General features: G+C 64.5%; 16 protein-coding genes and 1 pseudogene. 11 read left to right on the forward strand and 6 right to left on the reverse strand.

Going from position 1 to position 18513, the window contains the following annotated elements; all coding sequences use genetic code 11:
• From Q0L89_RS04195 to Q0L89_RS04215, 5 genes and pseudogenes are all read right to left on the reverse strand, one after another.
• Positions 1-294 (reverse strand): annotated as a pseudogene (locus tag Q0L89_RS04195) (DNA repair protein); the annotation flags it as partial.
• 180 nt (positions 295-474) lie between these two features.
• Positions 475-717 (reverse strand): hypothetical protein, encoded by a 243-nt coding sequence (locus tag Q0L89_RS04200; protein ID WP_296762789.1) that lies wholly within the window; start codon positions 715-717, stop codon positions 475-477.
• 524 nt (positions 718-1241) lie between these two features.
• Positions 1242-2594 (reverse strand): peptidoglycan-binding protein, encoded by a 1353-nt coding sequence (locus Q0L89_RS04205; RefSeq protein ID WP_296762791.1) that lies wholly within the window; start codon positions 2592-2594, stop codon positions 1242-1244.
• A gap of 204 nt (positions 2595-2798) precedes the next feature.
• Complete coding sequence (locus tag Q0L89_RS04210; RefSeq protein ID WP_296762793.1) at positions 2799-3563, reverse strand: GntR family transcriptional regulator; 765 nt, start codon at positions 3561-3563, stop codon at positions 2799-2801.
• A 101-nt stretch (positions 3564-3664) separates the two neighbouring features.
• Complete coding sequence (locus Q0L89_RS04215) at positions 3665-4426, reverse strand: glucose 1-dehydrogenase (RefSeq protein WP_296762795.1); 762 nt, start codon at positions 4424-4426, stop codon at positions 3665-3667.
• A gap of 185 nt (positions 4427-4611) precedes the next feature.
• Here Q0L89_RS04215 and Q0L89_RS04220 point away from each other — a divergent pair, with 185 nt between their 5' ends.
• Both Q0L89_RS04220 and Q0L89_RS04225 read left to right on the forward strand, forming a co-directional pair.
• Positions 4612-5544, forward strand: a complete 933-nt coding sequence (locus Q0L89_RS04220) for a 3-hydroxyacyl-CoA dehydrogenase NAD-binding domain-containing protein (RefSeq protein WP_296762797.1) — start codon at positions 4612-4614, stop codon at positions 5542-5544.
• A complete protein-coding gene (locus Q0L89_RS04225; protein ID WP_296762798.1) occupies positions 5537-6232 on the forward strand; it encodes an aspartate/glutamate racemase family protein in 696 nt (231 codons plus the stop codon). Before Q0L89_RS04220 ends, Q0L89_RS04225 begins: the two co-directional genes overlap by 8 nt.
• 54 nt (positions 6233-6286) lie before the next feature.
• On the opposite strand, the gene Q0L89_RS04230 is transcribed toward Q0L89_RS04225, so the two are convergent.
• Positions 6287-7171, reverse strand: coding sequence for a MurR/RpiR family transcriptional regulator (locus tag Q0L89_RS04230; RefSeq protein ID WP_296762816.1), 885 nt, complete (start codon positions 7169-7171; stop codon positions 6287-6289).
• A gap of 175 nt (positions 7172-7346) precedes the next feature.
• Between Q0L89_RS04230 and Q0L89_RS04235 the strand changes: the two genes are divergently transcribed.
• From Q0L89_RS04235 to Q0L89_RS04275, 9 genes are all read left to right on the forward strand, one after another.
• The gene (locus Q0L89_RS04235; protein ID WP_296762799.1) at positions 7347-8120 is read left to right on the forward strand and encodes an N-formylglutamate amidohydrolase; all 774 of its coding nucleotides are present in this window, start codon (positions 7347-7349) and stop codon (positions 8118-8120) included.
• The gene (locus Q0L89_RS04240; protein WP_296762801.1) at positions 8113-8718 is read left to right on the forward strand and encodes a TRAP transporter small permease subunit; all 606 of its coding nucleotides are present in this window, start codon (positions 8113-8115) and stop codon (positions 8716-8718) included. The genes Q0L89_RS04235 and Q0L89_RS04240 overlap by 8 nt, the downstream gene beginning before the upstream one ends.
• The gene (locus Q0L89_RS04245; RefSeq protein ID WP_296762803.1) at positions 8708-10030 is read left to right on the forward strand and encodes a TRAP transporter large permease subunit; all 1323 of its coding nucleotides are present in this window, start codon (positions 8708-8710) and stop codon (positions 10028-10030) included. The genes Q0L89_RS04240 and Q0L89_RS04245 overlap by 11 nt, the downstream gene beginning before the upstream one ends.
• 51 nt (positions 10031-10081) lie before the next feature.
• Entirely contained in the window at positions 10082-11119 is a 1038-nt protein-coding gene (locus Q0L89_RS04250; protein WP_296762805.1) for a TRAP transporter substrate-binding protein, read from the forward strand.
• A gap of 75 nt (positions 11120-11194) precedes the next feature.
• Positions 11195-12556 carry a glutamine synthetase family protein gene (locus Q0L89_RS04255; RefSeq protein WP_296762807.1) on the forward strand — a complete coding sequence of 454 codons (1362 nt, stop codon included), beginning with the start codon at positions 11195-11197 and terminating at the stop codon, positions 12554-12556.
• Positions 12557-12578: 22 nt separating this feature from the next.
• Entirely contained in the window at positions 12579-13958 is a 1380-nt protein-coding gene (locus Q0L89_RS04260) for an aldehyde dehydrogenase family protein (RefSeq protein WP_296762809.1), read from the forward strand.
• On the forward strand, positions 13955-15100 hold the full coding sequence (locus Q0L89_RS04265; RefSeq protein WP_296762811.1) for an iron-containing alcohol dehydrogenase: 1146 nt from the start codon (positions 13955-13957) through the stop codon (positions 15098-15100). Before Q0L89_RS04260 ends, Q0L89_RS04265 begins: the two co-directional genes overlap by 4 nt.
• Positions 15101-15438: 338 nt before the next feature.
• Positions 15439-17862 (forward strand): hybrid sensor histidine kinase/response regulator, encoded by a 2424-nt coding sequence (locus Q0L89_RS04270; protein WP_296762813.1) that lies wholly within the window; start codon positions 15439-15441, stop codon positions 17860-17862.
• A gap of 204 nt (positions 17863-18066) precedes the next feature.
• Positions 18067-18513, forward strand: a 447-nt coding sequence (locus tag Q0L89_RS04275; protein ID WP_296762814.1) for a glycine zipper domain-containing protein, incomplete at its 3' end; no start/stop codon positions are given.

An 18513-nucleotide genomic window follows, 5' to 3' on the forward strand; every position in this document is an offset into this window, starting at 1 on the left:
CGACATGTGAAAAGACCGGTGCGAATTCTCCAGGGCCATGACCCGGGCCGAACCGGGCAGAATACCGCAAAGAATGAGTAGCAACGCGGTTACAGCGATCTGGATGCCCCTGCCGGCCTGCGGCAATGCGACATTGCCGAACGATATCGGCAGCGAAAGCCAAGGCATGACCCCGGCAATCGAAAAAGCGGTCAGTGCAAGCGCGGCCACGGCCGAAAGGCATATTGTCCAAATGCCCAGAACGTGGACGATCCGCTGAAACACGGAAAAGGCGGCGCGAATGTCCTTTGTCATTTTGGGTAACTCCTGGTCTTGTGGGGCCGAACTCGTGTGGCCACGTTCGGAGCGGGGAAGTGCGGCGGCCGGGCCTGCAACTGCTGCGTAATTGAAATCGGTCTGTCATCCCGCGCGGCAGGCTGGGCGTCGTCGCCTCGGCCGCCGTTGCCATGCGGCATGTCCTGGTGATCGGGCATGTCAGCCCTGCGGTCTTCGAACGGAATTACCGCCAGAGATCATTTTGTTGATGAGTGCCGCCACGGCCCGGTGTGTTTGCTCTTCGGCCTTCGAGCCGATGGCATTCTCATGGGCCGCCTCGGCATCCTGGAGAACCCCCACGATCTCTTGCTCCGGCAGGAGCTTGTGATCGTTCATGGCGAGTATAAGCGCCTCGCAGATCGAGAGGGCTGCCATTCCGGCATGGTCTGTCTGGTCGGGCATCGTGGAGTCTCCTTGCTGCGAAGTGGCGTTCAGGGCTGATCGAAACCCCATTGAGAATATCACCATCGCAGGAAACGCGGGACGATGGGCTGATCTACAGCAGTCAGCGCGTTGAAATCTTCGGGCGCTGCCAGCATCGGGGCTGCCAGCAACGGGAAGGGGGGCCAAAACGCGACGGCAAACAGCCGCTTGCCCGAACCGTCCCGGCGACGGTCCGGCCTGCGCTGCCCAAGGGCAGCGCAAGGTTCTCTACATCGGCCCGGTGCGGTGTCAGACATGCCTGCTCGGGCCGGGGACGGAGCCTCAGCTCAGCCCGAGAAGTCCGAGAATGAAGATGACGATGACGACGGCTCCGACGATCCAGATGATATTGTTCATGACGTGCTCCTGTTGATTGGTGGCCCGGGGGCGCTTTGCATTCTGCCGGCGGCATCCGGGGTCATTCCCGAGTACTTTCCGGCCGACACCCCCCGAAACGGATGTGACGCTACCGGGCGCCGGCGAACCGGCGCCCGGGCGTTTTGTCAATTGTCGAGGCTGCGCAGGATGTTCAGCAGCGCTTCGGCTCCCTCGACGATATCGTCGCTTGCGTCGCGCGTCTCCTGCATGATTGCCGTGACCGTCTGGCGATCGAGATAGCCGGTCGCGCCGTGACCGCGGCTGCGCTGGTAGTTCGCGATCGCCCGCCGGGTGCTGGCGTCGAAGCTGCCGTCTTGCTGGCCCGGCGCAAAGCCGAGGACGGACAGGCGTTGCTCGATCGAAAGACGGTCGGCCCGGCTCAGTTCGAGAGCCGCCTCGGTGTCGGCCGGGTCCGGTTGCGTCGGTTGGGCTTCGTCGGTGTCGGCCGGTCGCTTGGCGACCGCCTGCTGGTTCAGGAGCGCCACTTGCGCGCTGGTGAGATAACCCGTCTGGCGCAGGTCGTTGGCCCGCTGCCAGCGCCGGAGCGCCGAGCGTGTGCCCGGCCCGAAGATGCCCTCGACGCCGCGCGTGTCGTAGCCGAGCGTGGTCAGGTTCTGCTGTATCGTCTGGCGTTCCGCCTTGGTAAGGTCGAGCCGTTGCTCGACGGCCGCCCCCTGGTCGGGTGCCGCCGCATCCGGGTCTTCGCGGGTGTCCGCCTCGACCCGATCCCGGACGCGTCCCGTGGTCTCGGGCATGAGGACAAGCCTGGAATCGGTGTCTCCGGTCGCCCAGGTGGGCGACCTGAGATCGCGCGCCGCAGTGCTGACCCTGACCCCCGGTGCGAGGAACCTGTCGACGACCTGGCGGCCGAAGACGCTCTGGCCCGTGGAGCGGCGCGGGATGGCGCGGTCCGGCGCGGCGGCCGAGACCACGAGCACGCCATCGGGCGCCTCGATGTCCGCCAGCCCCGGCTCGGCGAACGCCTTCGCCGTGAATCCGCTGAGCTGGGCGCCGTCGATGAACACCACGGCCTCACCCGGCTCCTGCCCGGCCAGCCTGAGCACGAGGTCCAGCGGCACGCCGTCCATCATCACCTCGACCAGCGTGTCGTTGCCCTGGTCGACCGGGGCCAGGTAGTTGATACCGCCGCTCGTGAGCGTGTGGCCGGAGTAGAACACCACGACACGGTCAACCGCCTCGTCGCGGTCAAGCCGGGCGGCGAATTCGGCGATGCGCCCGCGCATCTCGGCGCGGTCGAGATCGGTGCCCAGAGTCACTTCGTAGCCGTGCTCCGCAAGCGCATCGGCAACGGCGCGGGTGTCCGCCCGGGCGCTTACCGCGTCCGGCGCATTTTGATAGTCCTGATTGCCGATCACCAGCGCGAGGTCGGCGGCCGCGGCCGCCCCTGGCGCCATGAAGGCAAAACTGGCGAGGGCCGCCAGTCCGAATGGTGCGAGCCGTTTCATTTCAATCTCCATACCATTGCAAACAGCCCGACCCTACCGCGCCATGTGGGGCCACGCCTTAACGCAGATCAGCCCGGTGCCGACAGAGCGCCGCAGAACGACGCGGTCTGCAGCCTCTCGAAAACAGGGTCTGGATCGGCTTGAGATATCCCCCGGAATTCGGACACCGAGCTGCTGCTGCTTTCGCACCTATGAGATCGCCCACTTCAAACGGCATCAGGGGGCGTGGGGCGAGATTGACAGATATCGGTTGCGGCCCTGTTCGAACTGGCCGTGTTCCATCAAAAAGGCGCACCCCTCCCGGATGTCGCGCGCCAGAAGGTCGGCGGCGCCGTCGCCGTCGCCGTCTTCCAGCCGTTTCACGATCTCGTCGTGGTAATCCAGCTCCAGGATTCCACGCAGGCCGCTATTGAACTGGCCGCTGAACTGGCGCAGGAAAGGGCCGACCTGGAGCCACAGCGTCTCGATCAGGAAGAGCAGAGAGGGCGAGCCGCAGGCCGAATAGATGCCGAACTTGAAGTCGTGGTTATACCGCAGGTAGGCGTCGATATCATGATCCTCGGCGGCGGCGGTCAGGGCGATGGCGGCCTGCCGCAGCTTCAGCAGCCCGGCCCTGTTCAGCCCCGTGACCGCCTGCCGCACCGCCGCCGGTTCGCAAATCAGGCGCGTGGTCATCAAATCCGAGAACCGCTCGCGCGTCATGGCAGGCAGGATCATGGACCCGTTGGCCAACTGATCGAGGGCGCGCAAGGCCTGCAACCGCAACAGCGCCGAACGCACCGGCATGTCACTGGTGCCCAGTTCGCGCGCCAGCTTGCGCGAGGTCAGCTTGCGCCCCGATTCGATCTGGCCCGACATCAGCGCGTGGCGCAGCTTTTCGTAGACGACCTGGTGCAGGGGCTGCGTCCCGATGGCGCCAAGGCCGATAGGGGCTTGCGGGTTCATCGGCACCTCCCCTGCCTGCGTATCCGTCTTGGTCAAGAGGCTTTCGTCTGCGGACCGGGCCAGCAGCGGCTGTCGCGGCCCCGCCACATTCCGCCCATCTGGTTGCCGTGAACATCGCCCATATTCCGTTCCTTGTGTCAGTCGGCGGTCGCGCCGCCATCTACCGGGATCAGCGTCCCGGTCATGTATCCCGCCGCGTCCGACACAAGGAATGCCGTGACGCGCGCGACGTCTTCCGGGCTGCCGATCCGACCCATCGGGATTTCCGCCCCAAGCTCGGCAACCCTTGCGGCCCGTTCCGCCCCGGTCAGCCCGGTGGCGAGCATCGGCGTGTCGGTATCGCCGGGGCAGACGGCGTTGATGCGAATGCCTTCGGCCGCGTGATCCAGCGCCATGCTGCGCGTCAGTTGTGCGACTGCCGCCTTGGACACCCCATAGGCAACGGCCTCGCGGGCCCCGACCAGCGCCCAGTCGGAGGCGATGTTCACGATCGTCCCGCCCGGCTGCGCCCTCAGGGCGGGCATCGCTGCCCGCGAGAGGCGGAAGACAGCGCCAAGGTTGACATCCATGATGCGATCCCAGTCGGCGTCGGTGGTATCCTCGGCCTTGCCATGAAACAGCAGGCCGGCATTGTTGATCAGCACGTCCAGCCGGCCGAATGTGCTCAGCGCGGCCTGCACGACGGCCTCCGGGGCCGTGCGGTCAGACAAATCGGCAGGCACGAAGCGGGCAGGGGTGCCATCGGCATTCAGGCTTTCGGCCAGGGCGTCGCCCTCGGCTTGCCGCCGTCCGACCAGGATCAGCGCGCGGCCCTGCGCGGCCAGCGCCCGTGCAATGGCCGTGCCAATGCCCGATGTGGCGCCGGTCACGATCGCGCAGGTCTTTGGGTCACGGTTCATCCGCCTCTCCTCGATGGTTGGTGATTGCACCTATATTTTGTGATCGCAAAAATCAACAACAGATCAATGCGGGGTATGTCATCGGGATATGTGGACGATAAAACACCATAAAGAAGAGATGAATTTGCCTTGCGCGCCGGTTCGGTGCCATGCAAGTCTGCGATCGCATAACGCAAGCGAGTGACATGAAACAGACAGAGACCACATCGCAGGTTGCCATTCTGGGCGTCGGTCTGATCGGCGCGGCCTGGGCGGCGCTGTTCCAGCATCACGGTGCCAACGTGCGCGTATGGGACCCGGCGCCCGAGGCGCGCGCCGGGGTGAAAGCGCGCATGGCCACCCCGTTGGCACAACTGGACGATGTGGCGCCCGACGCCGGCCCGCGCGGCACGCTGAGCGTGTGCGATACACTGGCCGAGGCGGTCACCGGCGCCGATCTGGTCCAGGAAAACGCGCCTGAGACCATTGCCGTCAAACACGCACTCTTTGCCGAAGTCGAGCCGCTGATGGGGGCCGGGGCGGTTCTGGCCTCGTCGACATCGGCGCTGACATGGTCCGATCTCGGCCCCGGGTTGCGCGATCCGTCACGGCTGATCACGGCGCACCCGTTCAACCCGCCGCATCTTGTTCCGCTGGTCGAAATATACGGCACCGATCCCGCGCGAATCGAACGCGCCGAGGCGATCTATCGTGCCGCCGGGCGGGTGCCGGTGCGGCTGAACAAGGATGTCACGGGACATATCGCCAATCGGCTCGCCTCGGCGCTCTGGCGCGAGGCGGTGTTCATGGTTCAGGACGGTATCGCGGATGTCGAGGCGATAGATGCAGCGCTGGTCAACGGGCCGGGCCTTCGGTGGTCGGTTCTCGGCGCGCACATGGCCTATCATCTGGGCGGCGGCGCGGGTGGCATGGCCGGGTATCTTTCCCACCTGGGGCCCAGCCAGGCGCGCCGCTGGGCCGCGCTCGGGACGCCGTCGCTTACGCAGGACGTGCAGCAGGCGCTGGTCGCCGGGGTCGAACGCGAAGCCGCCGGCCGCGGTATCGCCGAACTGGAATCCACCCGCGACAAGGCCTTGATCGCGGTCCTGCGTGCCCGCAAGGAGGCGCCCCATGTCTGAAACCGGGGCCGAGGCCAAATCCCCCCGCATCGCGCTGATCCATGCGCTTGAGGATTCCGTGGCGCCCATCCGCGATGCCTTTGCCCGGCTCTGGCCCCAGGCGCAAACGGCGGATATTCTTGACGCCTCGCTATCGGCCGACCTGGCCGCGGCGGGCGGGCTGGACCAGGCGATGATCAACCGCTTCGTGACGCTGGGCCGCTATGCCGCGCGCGGTACCGGGCATCATGACACGCGCGCGGTTCTCTTTACCTGCTCGGCTTTCGGCCCGGCCATCGACGCGGTCAGGGCAGACCTGCCGATCCCCGTGATGCGCCCCAACGAGGCCGCCTTTGCCGATGCGCTGGAGCTCGGCCAGCGCATCGCGCTGGTCGTGACCTTTCCGCCCTCACTGCCGGCGCTGACCCGCGAGATGGAGGAAATGGCCGCCGCGCGCGGCCGGTCCGTCGAGATCACGCCGATCCTCGCCAAGGGCGCGCTCGGGGCTTTGAAGGCGGGTGACGGCGCGGGGCACGACGACGCCGTGCGCCGCGCCTGCGCGGGCATGGGGGCGCAGGACGCTGTCGTATTGGGACAGTTCAGCCTTGCCCGGGCGGCACGCGTTCTGGAGCCGCATGTCGACTGCCCCGTCGTGACCACCCCCGACAGTGCCGTGCGCGCCCTGCGCCGTCTGATACATGCCGCCTGAACGGACCGCGCCGTGAGCGATCTGCCCAACCTTTCGCTTGCCCGGCAGACGAGGTCAGGGCTTGCGAAACAGGCGCGTCATTTCGAACAGGTGATCGAGCCGCTCGAACCGGTCGCGGGCCTCGGGCCAGCGTTCCTCCTGCGTGGCAACGATCAGCGCCTCGATCAGCGACAGCGTGGCGATGTTCGAATCCCACGCCGAGGGGATTTCGCCCCAGCAGTGAAACGTCGCCTCGGCCCAACCGGCGACCGGGCTCGCCCATTGATCGGTGATCAGGATCAGCCGCACCCCGCGCCCCGCCGCGATTTCGGCCAGCCGCAGCAGGTTTTCCTCGTAGCGGCGCATATCGAAGATCAACAGCGCGTCGCCGGCAACCATATCGAGCACGTAGTGCGGCCAGGTGGCGGGTGACGAGGTCAGATGCGTGACCCTCGGGCGGATCGCCTGGAAATGGGTGAAGGCATATTCGGCCAGCGATCGCGTGATCCGCCCGCCGACGATGTAAAGCCCCGCATCGCTGGCCAGCAGCCGCGCGGCGTCATCGAATCGCACGCTGTCGATATTGGCGAATGTCTGGGCAAGGTTCTGTGTCACCGCCCCGGCGAACCGGTTCAGCATATGCGAATCCGGCGCCTCGGCGGCCCAGACGGCACGCCGTTCGGTCGGGCCGGAAACCTTGGCCTGCAACTCCTGCAAAAGCGCCTGGTGAAACTGCGGATATCCCTTGAACCCCAGTTTCTGCACCATTCGCGCCACCACCGGCGTGGACACCCCCGCGCCCTTGGCCGCAGCGGTTATCGAGGTCAGCCCGGCATTGGGGTAATCCTCGACCAGCGCGTTGGCGAACTTGCGTTCCGACTGGGTCAGGTCCTGGTGGTGCCGTTGAATGAGTTGCCGCACCGTCGGCGCGGCTGCGGCTGCGGCTGCGGCTGCGGCGATAGCTGCGGCTGGGTCGGTAGGCTGATCGTCGGTCACGAGTTGGCCTCTTGCGGCGAATTTTTGAGCAAGTATGAGGGCGCGAAGGGGCGTGCCCGATCTCTTGCATCGCAGTTCTGGAAAGATATTGACGAAAAACTTTTGGCGTGGAAAGCTTTTTCCAACAACGGTGAGAAATATGGTCGAAAGCAGCGACGTGCCCTTTGAAATACTCAATGACGACGGCGCCGGGCCGGCCGTCATCGTCTGCGAACACGCCTCGAATCACATCCCCGCACGGTACCGTGGGCTGGGTCTTGAGCCTGCGGCACTTGAAAGCCACGCGGCCTGGGACCCGGGCGCCGAGGCGGTGGCACGGCGCCTGTCGCGGGTGTTGGACGCGCCCATGATCGCGGGGCGCGTCTCGCGGCTGGTCTACGACTGCAACCGCCCGCCCGATGCTGCAAGCGCCGTACCGCAGCAGACCGAGGACATAGAGGTGCCGGGTAATGCCGGGTTGGGGTCGGCGGATCGCGCCGCGCGGGTGCAGGCCGTCTACGAGCCATTCATCAACGCGCTTGAGGGCCTGTTGGACCGGCGAAGCAGGGTGAAAACACCGTTTGCACTTGTCACGGTGCACAGTTTCACGCCCACCTGGTTCGGCCAGCCCCGCGCCGTGGAAATCGGGCTTCTGCATGACGACGACAGCCGCCTTGCCGATGCGATGCTGGCGCGGGCAGAAGGAATCGCGACCCGCCGGACCGAACGCAACGCGCCCTATGGCCCCGCCGATGGTGTGACCCACACGCTGCAGCGGCACGGCTTGGCCAGGGGCTTGCCCAATGTCATGATCGAGATTCGCAACGACCTGATCACCACCGCCGCCGAACAGGACGCCATCGCGCAAGAGTTGCTTGCGCTTTTGGTCCCTGCACTGTTCGGAGTCGCCCGTTCGGAGGTGCACGATGGATAACGCGATGCAGGCTTATATCCGCGCTATCGACCGGATGAACCGGTTCATCGGGCGGATCACGATGTATCTGGTTTTCGTGCTGATGGGGGTGTTGCTGTGGTCATCTATCTCCAAGACCGTCTTTACCCCCGTGCAGTGGACGCTGGAGACCGCACAATTCGTCATGGTGGCCTATTTCGTGCTGGGCGGTCCCTATTCGATACAGTTGGGATCGAACGTGCGGATGGACCTTTTCTATGGCGACTGGTCACCGCGCACCAAGGCGTGGGCCGATGCCGTCACGATCTGCTTTCTGCTGTTTTACCTCGGCGTGCTGTTCATCGGCGCGGTCAGTTCCACCGCCTATTCGCTGGGCTATTTCGGAATGGAACCGTTCGCCTTCTTCGGTGATCTGTTCGTGACCCTGGTCACCCAGGGGCCCGCCGCCGCAGAGGACAAGATTGGGTTTCTCGAACGCAGCCCCACCGCCTGGCGCCCGCAGCTCTGGCCGATCAAGGTGCTGCTGTGCGTGGGTGTTTTCCTGATGATCCTGCAATGCGTCGCGGAGTTCTTCCGCGATCTGGAGCGACTGAGGAAGGGCGCGCCCGATGTCATATGATATGATCGCACTGATCATGTTCGCCGGCATGATGCTGATGCTGATGACCGGGCAGCGGGTGTTCGGCGCCATCGGCTTTGTCGGGGCGCTGGCCGGGGTGCTTTTGTGGGGCACCGGCGGGGTTGAAATCCCGTTCTCGGCGGCGATGAAGCTGATGAAATGGTATCCGCTCCTGACCCTGCCGATGTTCATCTTCATGGGCTATGTGCTGTCTGAATCGCGCATCGCCGACGACCTGTACAAGATGTTTCACGTCTGGATGGGGCCGGTGCGCGGCGGGCTGGCGATCGGCACCATCGGGTTGATGGTGCTCATTTCGGCGATGAATGGGCTTTCAGTGGCGGGCATGGCGATCGGGGCGACCATCGCGCTGCCCGAACTGCTGAAACGCGGCTATGACAAGATCATGGTGACGGGGGTGATCCAGGCGGGGTCATCCCTCGGCATCCTGGTGCCACCCTCGGTGGTGCTGGTGCTCTACGCGATGATCGCGCGGCAACCGGTGGGGCAATTGTGGCTGGCAGGCGTCCTTCCGGGGCTTTTGATGGCCTCGCTCTTCATCCTCTACATCTATGTCCGCTGCCGCCTTCAGCCAAGCCTCGGCCCGGTCCTGCCCGAAGACGAGCGCAACGTGTCGCTGGCCGAAAAGCTGCGCCTGTTGCGCGCGGGCGTCCTGCCGCTGGTGATCTTCGCGGTGATGATGGTGCCGTTCGTCAAGGGCTGGACATCGCTGGTCGAAAGCTCTGCCATCGGCGCGATCGCGGCGTTCCTGGCCGCGGTGCTCAAGGGCCGGATGACGCGCGAGGTGTTCGAAAACTCGGTGCGCAGTACGCTGGCGATCTCGTGCATGTTCATGTGGATCATCCTTGCCGCGCTCGGCTTTGGCGCGATCTTCGACGGGCTTGGGGCGGTCAACGCCATCGAGGGGCTGTTTACCGAGACGCTCGATCTCAGCCCCTGGATGATCCTGATCCTGATGCAGCTCAGCTTCATCCTGATGGGCACGTTCCTGGACGACACCGCGATGCTTGTGATCGTGGCGCCGCTTTATGTACCGCTCGTGGGTGCGCTCGGCTTTGATCTGATATGGTATGGTGTGCTTTACACGATCACCACGCAGATCGCCTACATGACGCCGCCGTTCGGGTATAACCTGTTTCTGATGCGCGCGATGGCCCCGCCCGAGATCGGGCTGCGCGACATCTACCGTTCCATCGTGCCCTTCGTCGGCGTGATGGTGGTGGCGCTGGCGCTGGTAATGATATTTCCGCAGATCGCGCTTTGGCTGCCGGAATACGTTTATGGAAAATAACCCCACAAGAGCCCTGAGGAAGGGGCCATCATTGCAACAAGGAGAAAGACGATGACCACGACAAGACGCAAGTTCCTGAAAGCCGCCGGGGCCGGGGCCGTTGCCGCGCCCCTCGCCACGCCCGCGCTGGCGCAATCCACCATCACCTGGCGGATGCAGACCTATGCCGGGGCGGCACTGGCCGAGCATGTGGTGAAACCCGCGATCGACAGGTTCAACATGATCGCCGGCGACCGCATGCAGATCGAGCTGTTCTATGCCGATCAGCTTGTGCCGACGGGCGAGTTGTTCCGCGCCCTGCAGCGCGGCACCATCGACGCCGTGCAATCCGACGATGACAGCATGGCCAGCCCCACCGAAGTAACCGTCTTCGGCGGCTATTTCCCCTTTGGCTCGCGCTACTCGCTCGACGTGCCGGTGCTGTTCAACCAGTACGGGCTGGATGATATCTGGAAGGAAGAATACGCCAAGGTCGGCGTCAAGCATATCAGCGCCGGGTCCTGGGACCCGTGCCATTTCGCCACCAAGGATCCGATCCACAGCCTTGAGGACCTCAAGGGCAAGCGGGTCTTCACCTTCCCGACTGCCGGCCGCTTTCTGTCCCAGTTCGGCGTCGTGCCGGTCACCCTGCCGTGGGAGGATATCGAGGTCGCCGTTCAGACCGGGGAGCTTGACGGCATCGCCTGGTCGGGCATCACCGAGGACTACACGGTGGGCTGGGCCGATGTGACCAACTACTTCCTGACCAACAACATCTCGGGCGCATGGGTTGGCCATTTCTTTGCCAACATGGGCCGTTGGGAAGAGCTGCCCGATGATCTGAAGCTGCTTCTCGCCACCTGCATGGAGCAGTCGCACTACTACCGCCAGTGGTGGTACTGGGGCGGTGAGGCGCGGCTGCGCGTGCACGGTGAAAAGATGGAACTGACGACGATCCCGGATGCGGAATGGGCGACGGTGGAAACCGCCGCGCGCGAGTTCTGGAACGAGATCGCGGAGCAATCCGAGACCAAGCGCAAGGTCGTCGAGATCTTCAAGCAGTACAATGCCGATATGGAAAAGGCCGGGCGCCCCTACCGCTATACCTGAGCGGGGCATCCGCCGAACACAGAAGGGGGCCTGTCACAGGCCCCCTTTTCCCAAGCCTGAACGGAGCGAAAGACCATGACAGCCCTGACACTGGATGCGCTGAAAGCCAAGGCCGCGAGCGGCGAGATCGACACGGTGCTGGCCTGCGCCGTGGATATGCAGGGCCGCCTGACGGGCAAGCGGTTCCACGTCTCGAATTTCCTGGAGGCCGGGTTCGAGGAGACGCATTGCTGCAATTACCTGCTGGCTACCGACCTGGAGATGGCCACGCCCGACGGCTATGCCGCGACAAGCTGGGCGTCGGGATACGGCGATTACACGATGAAGCCCGATCTGGCGACGCTCTGCCCGGTGCCGTGGCTGGAGGGCACCGCCCTCGTATTGTGCGACTTCCTCGACCATCACAGCCACGCCCCGGTCCCGCATTCGCCGCGTCAGATACTCAAGGCGCAGTTGGAACGCGCGGCGGCCATGGGGCTCACACCGATGATGGCGACCGAGCTGGAATTCTTCCTTTTCCAGCACTCTTACGACGACATCCGCGCCAGCGGTTACCGCGATTTGACCCCGCTGGTGAAATACAATCAGGATTATTCGATCCAGTTCACCACGCGCGATGAACACGTCATGCGCCCGGTGCGCAACGCGCTTTATGCCATGGGCATTCCGGTGGAAAACACCAAGGGCGAGGCCGAGATCGGTCAGGAAGAGCTGAATATCCGCTACGGTGATGCGCTCGCCGCCTGCGACCGACACACGCTCGCCAAGCACGCGGTCAAGGAGATCGCGGAGCAAAAGGGCCATGCCGCGACCTTCCTGCCGAAATGGCACGCCGACAAGGTGGGCAGTGCCGCGCATATCCACCAGTCGCTGTTCAACGCGGACGGGAACGTGTTTCACGACGCGGACGCGCCCTATTCCATGTCGGGGGTGATGCGGAACTACGTGGCCGGTCTTTTGAAATACGCGCCCGACTGCATGCTTCTGATGGCCCCCTACATCAACAGCTACAAGCGCTTCGTGCCGGGCACCTTCGCACCCACCAAGACCGCGTGGTCGATCGACAACCGCACCGCCGGGTTCCGCCTTGTGGGGGAGGGGACCAAGGGCGTGCGCATCGAGTGCCGCATCCCCGGCTCTGACATGAACCCCTATCTGGCCTGTGCAGCACAGCTTGCGGCTGGTCTTGCCGGGATCGAGGAGGAACTGGACCTTCCCGAACCTGCCCGGGGCGATCTTTACAGCATGGCAGAGGTGCCGGACGTGCCGCACACCCTGAGCATGGCCATGCAGACCTTCCGCAACTCGGCGATGCTGCGCCGCGCCCTGGGCGACGGGGTGGTCGATCACTACACCCGCGCGGCCGAGGTCGAGCAGGAGGATTTCGACCGCGCCGTGACCGATTACGAAGTTCAGCGCGGTTTCGAGCGCGCCTGATCCAAAAACCACAGAGGACCGAATGACAACACTCACCTGCATATCGCCGATCGACGGATCGGTTTTCGCCACCCGCGAGACGCTGAGCGTGGACGACGCCCGTGCCGCCATCGCCGAGACCCGCGCCGCACAGGCCGACTGGGCCGCGCGCCCCCTGCAAGAGCGGACCCGGCTGGTGATGGCCGGGGTCGAAGCCGTGGGCGCGATGAATGACGAGATCGTGCCGGAGCTTGCGCACATGATGGGCCGCCCGGTGCGCTACGGCGGCGAATTCGGCGGCTTCAACGAGCGCGCCTCTTACATGGCCGAGATCGCGCAGGAGGGCCTCGCCGATGTCGAGATCGCCAACGATGGCGATTTCCACCGCTATATCAAGCGCGTGCCGCATGGCGTGGTGTTCGTCGTGGCGCCGTGGAACTACCCTTACATGACGGCGATCAACACGGTCGCCCCGGCGCTGATCGCCGGCAACGCCGTGGTGCTCAAACACGCCACGCAGACCCTTCTGGTGGGCGAGCGCATGGCGCGGGCCTTCCACGCGGCGGGGGTGCCGGAGGCCGTGTTCCGAAACGTCTTTCTCGACCACGACACCACGTCGACACTGATCTCCGAGGGGCTGTTCGATTTCGTCAACTTCACCGGCTCGGTCGGCGGCGGGCAGGCGATGGAACGCGCCGCCGCGGGCACCTTTACCGGGATGGGGCTGGAACTGGGGGGCAAGGACCCGGGCTATGCGATGGAAGATGCCGATCTCGATGCCGCCGTGGCCGGGCTGATCGACGCGGCGATGTTCAATTCCGGGCAGTGCTGCTGCGGGATCGAGCGCATCTATGTCCATGAAAGCCTGTTTGACGCATTCGTCGCCAAGGCGGTCGAGATCGTCAAAGGCTACAAGCTGGGCGACCCGCTGGATGCCGAGACAACGCTTGGCCCGATGGCCAACGCGCGGTTTGCGCGCGAGGTGCGTGCGCAGATTTCCGAGGCGATCGCGGCCGGCGCAACCGCGCATATCGACACCTTCCCGCAGGATGATGGCGGCACATATCTCACCCCGCAAATCCTGACCGGTGTCACCCACGACATGCGCGTGATGCGCGACGAAAGCTTTGGCCCGGTGGTCGGTATCATGCCGGTGCGCGACGATGCAGAGGCGATCGAGCTGATGAATGACAGCCCCTTCGGCCTCACCGCCTCGATCTGGACGCGCGACGAGGCGCGCGCGGCGAAGGTGGGTGACGCCATCGAGACCGGCACGGTCTTCATGAACCGCGCCGATTACCTTGATCCGGCGCTGTGCTGGACCGGCTGCAAAAGCACCGGGCGTGGCGGGGCGCTGTCGGTCATCGGCTATCACAACCTGACCCGCCCGAAATCCTACCATCTCAAGAAGGCCACGACATGACACTGACCGCCAACTGGTCCTATCCCACCGCCATCCGCTTCGGCGCGGGCCGCATTGCGGAACTGGCCGAGGCCTGCAAGCAATCGGGCATTGCCAAGCCCCTGTTGGTCACAGACAGGGGCTTGGCGGCGCTGCCGATCACCGCCCAGGCGCTTGACATCCTGCGCAAGGCGGGGCTTGAGGCGGCGATTTTTTCCGAGGTCGATCCCAACCCCAACGAGGTCAACCTTGCCGCCGGGGTCGCCGCCTACAACGCCGGCGGTCATGACGGGGTGATCGCCTTTGGCGGCGGCTCCGGGCTGGACCTGGGCAAATGCGTGGCCTTCATGGCCGGCCAGACGCGGCCGGTGTGGGATTTCGAGGATGTAGGCGATTGGTGGACCCGCGCCGATGCCGATGCCATTGCCCCCATCGTCGCCGTTCCCACCACCGCGGGAACCGGCTCGGAAGTGGGGCGCGCGGGCGTACTGACCAATTCCGCGACCCATGAGAAGAAGATCATCTTTCACCCCAAGATGCTGCCTGCCGCGGTGATCTGCGACCCTGAACTGACGGTGGGCATGCCCAAACCGATCACCGCCGGCACCGGGCTTGATGCCTTTGCGCATTGCGTCGAGGCGTTTTCGTCGCCCCATTACCATCCGATGAGCCAGGGCATCGCGCTGGAAGGGATGCGGCTGGTGATCGAGAACCTGCCGCGTGTCTACGCCGATGGCAGCGACATCGAGGCGCGCGCCCATATGATGAGCGCGGGGGCCATGGGCTCTACCGCGTTTCAAAAGGGGCTGGGTGCCATCCACGCCATGAGCCACCCCATCGGCGCGCATTTCAACACCCATCACGGCACCACCAATGCCGTCTGCATGCCCGCGGTGCTGGACTTCAACGCGCCGGTGATTTCAGAGCGTTTCGACCGCGCTGCGGGCTATCTGGGCATCGAGGGCGGCTTTACAGGCTTTCGCGCCTTCGTGGATCGGTTCAACGACAGCCTGGGCGTGCCCGGGGGCCTTGCCGGGCTTGGCGTGACCGAGGATGCGATCCCCGAACTGGTCAGGGCCGCGATCAGGGATCCGTCCTGCGGCGGCAACCCGGTCGAGCTGACCGAGACGAACCTGGAGGCCCTTTTCAAGGCGGCGATGTAGACCGGACAGCGGGGCGCCTGCCGCGCCGGGCGACCATGAGGTTCTGAGCATGAGGAGCGGTCCGAGCAATCTGTCTCGGGCCGCGCATCGTTGGCGCCGCTCTTGCTGCGGGTGCCTGCGCGCAGGCACCCAAGCCCGCGGGCGGGTGCCGGGAATCAACGGAATAACCGTTGATCCCGCAAGGGCCTTCAGGATGCGGAAGGCAAGGGCCGAAAGAAACGGACAGTCTAACTGTCGGCTGTTTCCTGCTCAGCAATGCCCGGATTACGCGCAGGCATCATTGATATATCTACAACACATGTTAGGAGCGCAGCGACCCACCGTATGAAAGGCTGCAAGTGAGTAGAACTGACACGTTCGGCCGAAGCGACACCGTCGCTGGCCCGCGGAACCAGGATCACGAAGATGCATTCCGCGAAATGTTCGACATGGCGCCAAACGGGGTAATTCAAGTCGATTTCGAAAGCGGAAAGATCAAGCATGCCAACGCCGCGATGCAGGATCTCAGCGGTTTCACCTTGTCCGATCTGCAAGCCATGCGCTTTGACGACCTTCTGGATGCGCGTGCAAGCGAGATGTCCTATGGCGGCATGGTCCCGGAAATCGCGTCGGCCGAGGCCATCGGGCCGTTCGAGATGACATTCATGGATGCCAAGGGCGCGCCGCTTGCGGTTGAAGTGCGCGGCAAGGCATGGCCGGACAGCGATGGGCGGCAGTCGCTGTGGTGCTTCGTCTGCGATCTTCGGGACCACAGGCAGAAAGAGGTCGAGCAAGGGGCAGAGATCAACGAGGCGAAAGAGCGGCTGGCCGACATCATAGAGGCGGCGCAACTGGGAACCTTCGAGGTGGATGTCCACACCCGCATGAACCACATCAACGACCGCTGGGCAGAGATGCTGGGCTATGAGCGTGCAGAGCTTGAGCCGCTCGATATCGACGGCTTTCGTGACTTGCTGCATCCCGATGACCTGACCGGGTTTGACGATCAGGTTACCTCGTTCGCGGGCGGCGCCGAAGTGTTCGAACGGGAGGCGCGGATACGCCACAAGGACGGGCATTACGTGTGGGTGTTCAGCCGCGGGCGCGTCGCGCGCCGGGACAGGGATGGACGGCCGGTTCGGATTTCGGGGATACACCTGGATATCAGCGAGCAGAAAGCGCGCGAAGAGGCCCTGCGCGCGGCGATGAGGCGGATCGAGGACACCAGCGCCGAACGCGATGATGCGCAACAGCGGTTTTTCGACGTCACCAACGTTTCGAACGTCTGGTATTGGGAGCAGGACAGCGATCTGCGCTTTACCTATCTTTCGGACAACCTCAAACGGTGTATCCATCTCAAGCCGGAGATGGTGGTCGGCAAGACGCGCGCCGAGGTTCTGGGCGGCGACCAGGCTGCCGGGGACGCCGCCGACTGGGAGGAATTGGCGCGCAAGGTCGCGGCACGCGAGCCGTTTCGGGATTTCACCTACATGGTGCCCGGCGACGGGGAGCATCCGGACATATGGCTCAGGACCTCGGGCGCGCCGTTCTATGACCGCGACGGAAATTTCGCCGGGTATCGCGGCATCGGTGACAATGTGACCGAACTGGTCGAGGCGATGAAACGCGCGCAGGCCGCCAATCGCAGCAAGTCGCAGTTCCTGGCCAACATGAGCCATGAGATTCGCACGCCGCTGAACGGTGTTCTTGGCATGGCGGAACTTCTTGAATCTCATATCGAGGATCCCGACAAGCTGCGCATGATCCACACGATCCGAAGGTCCGGGGAGAGCCTTCTGAACATCATCAACGACCTGCTGGACATGGCCAAGATCGAGGCGGGGCGCCTGACCCTGGAAAACGCGCCGTTCCGTATCGACGAGATACTGCGGCGGCTGGAAGATATCCATCTGCTGAGGGCCGAGGAAAAGGGCCTGTCATTCGAGGTGATGATCGGATCGGGTTGCGACCAGCCGCGCATGGGCGACAGCCACCGCGTGCAGCAGGTTCTGCATAACCTTCTGAGCAACGCGATCAAGTTCACCGAAAAGGGGTCGGTCAACCTGATGGTTCTGGCGCGCAAGGATCAGCCGCTGAAGATCACGGTCGAAGACACTGGTATCGGCATGACGCCCGAGCAGATCGATCAGGTGTTCGATGATTTCGTGCAGGCCGACAGCTCGATCGCGCGGCGGTTCGGGGGCACCGGGCTGGGCATGTCGATCATGCGCCAGATGGTGACCTTGATGGATGGCAAGGTCGATGTCAGCAGCACGCCGGGCGAGGGCACGATCATCACCGTGACACTGCCGCTGCCGATAGCCGCGAACCAGGATGACAAGCCCGACCCGATGGCGGGGGCGCAAGCGCCCCACAGGTTCGAAGGGCATCGCATTCTGGTGGCCGACGACAACCCGACCAACCGCGAGTTGATGGCGGCGATGCTGGACTCCATGGGTGCCGAGAGCATGCTGGTCAATGACGGTGTCGAGGCCGTGCAGGCGGCACACGACGGCAAGTTCGACCTGATCCTGATGGATATCTCGATGCCGCTGAAGGATGGCGTGACCGCGCTGGCCGAAATCCGCGAGGCGGAAAAGTCATGCGGACAAGCCGACCGGGTGCCCGTTGTCGCGGTGACCGCGCATGCGATGGCGCACCAGATCGCCGAATATGTCATCGCGGGGTTCGACACTCACCTGTGCAAGCCGTTCACCCGCGCGGACCTGGCGCGGACCCTCTCGGTCATGCAGGGGCCCGAGCGCAGCGGTGCCCGAAAATAGCTCGCGGCGCCGCGGCCGGCGTCGGGGTAGGTATCACCTGCCGCGGGACTGGCGCCCGGCCGTACCAAGCCCGGCCCCACACCCGGCCAGTTGCAGGAAGTTGATTTTCAAGCGGTTGATGCGCGCATTGTTCCTGACCGGGTCGGTCCACGTCAGGCTTTCGGACCGTCATGAAGGGACTAACGCAGATCAGCACGCCCGATCGTGAACGATGTCATTGTCCATTCAGTTCCAGAAGAAGACCGCTTGGCATGTGCCTTGCGGATTCCTAATGAAAGGATTCATAAGATGGGTACCCATAAAATGAAAATCGCTATTGCCGTTTCCGTCGCTTCGGTGACGCTTGCGGGCTGCACCTACCAGGACGGGACGGCAAATCGGCCCGGAACCGGCGCCGTGATCGGCGGGCTGACCGGGGCAGCGGCCGGACAGGCTATCGGCGGAGATACCAAGGGAACGCTGATAGGCGGCGCCGTTGGGGCCGCGGTCGGCGGGGCGATCGGTGCGCGGATGGAGGCGCAGCAGCGCGAATTGCGCCAGTCGCTCGCGGGCACCGGCGCCGATGTCACTCTCACCGACAATCAGCTCCGCGTCGTTCTGCCTGACTCGGTGACGTTCCGAAGCGGGTCGTCGGTGGTCGATCCCGGGTTC

The organism is Sediminimonas sp. (assembly GCF_024637375.1).
In the GTDB taxonomy this organism is placed as follows: domain Bacteria; phylum Pseudomonadota; class Alphaproteobacteria; order Rhodobacterales; family Rhodobacteraceae; genus Sediminimonas.

Bases quoted from the DNA above. Each gene is read 5' to 3' on its own strand.
- Q0L89_RS04255 (WP_296762807.1), top strand. From the start codon at position 11,195: ATGACAGCCCTGACACTGGATGCGCTGAAAGCCAAGGCCGCGAGCGGC.
- Q0L89_RS04265 (WP_296762811.1), top strand. From the start codon at position 13,955: ATGACACTGACCGCCAACTGGTCCTATCCCACCGCCATCCGCTTCGGC.
- Q0L89_RS04250 (WP_296762805.1), top strand. From the start codon at position 10,082: ATGACCACGACAAGACGCAAGTTCCTGAAAGCCGCCGGGGCCGGGGCC.
- Q0L89_RS04225 (WP_296762798.1), top strand. From the start codon at position 5,537: ATGTCTGAAACCGGGGCCGAGGCCAAATCCCCCCGCATCGCGCTGATC.
- Q0L89_RS04240 (WP_296762801.1), top strand. From the start codon at position 8,113: ATGGATAACGCGATGCAGGCTTATATCCGCGCTATCGACCGGATGAAC.
- Q0L89_RS04260 (WP_296762809.1), top strand. From the start codon at position 12,579: ATGACAACACTCACCTGCATATCGCCGATCGACGGATCGGTTTTCGCC.
- Q0L89_RS04235 (WP_296762799.1), top strand. From the start codon at position 7,347: ATGGTCGAAAGCAGCGACGTGCCCTTTGAAATACTCAATGACGACGGC.
- Q0L89_RS04220 (WP_296762797.1), top strand. From the start codon at position 4,612: ATGAAACAGACAGAGACCACATCGCAGGTTGCCATTCTGGGCGTCGGT.
- Q0L89_RS04215 (WP_296762795.1), bottom strand. From the start codon at position 4,426: ATGAACCGTGACCCAAAGACCTGCGCGATCGTGACCGGCGCCACATCG.
- Q0L89_RS04245 (WP_296762803.1), top strand. From the start codon at position 8,708: ATGTCATATGATATGATCGCACTGATCATGTTCGCCGGCATGATGCTG.
- Q0L89_RS04205 (WP_296762791.1), bottom strand. From the start codon at position 2,594: ATGGAGATTGAAATGAAACGGCTCGCACCATTCGGACTGGCGGCCCTC.
- Q0L89_RS04200 (WP_296762789.1), bottom strand. From the start codon at position 717: ATGCCCGACCAGACAGACCATGCCGGAATGGCAGCCCTCTCGATCTGC.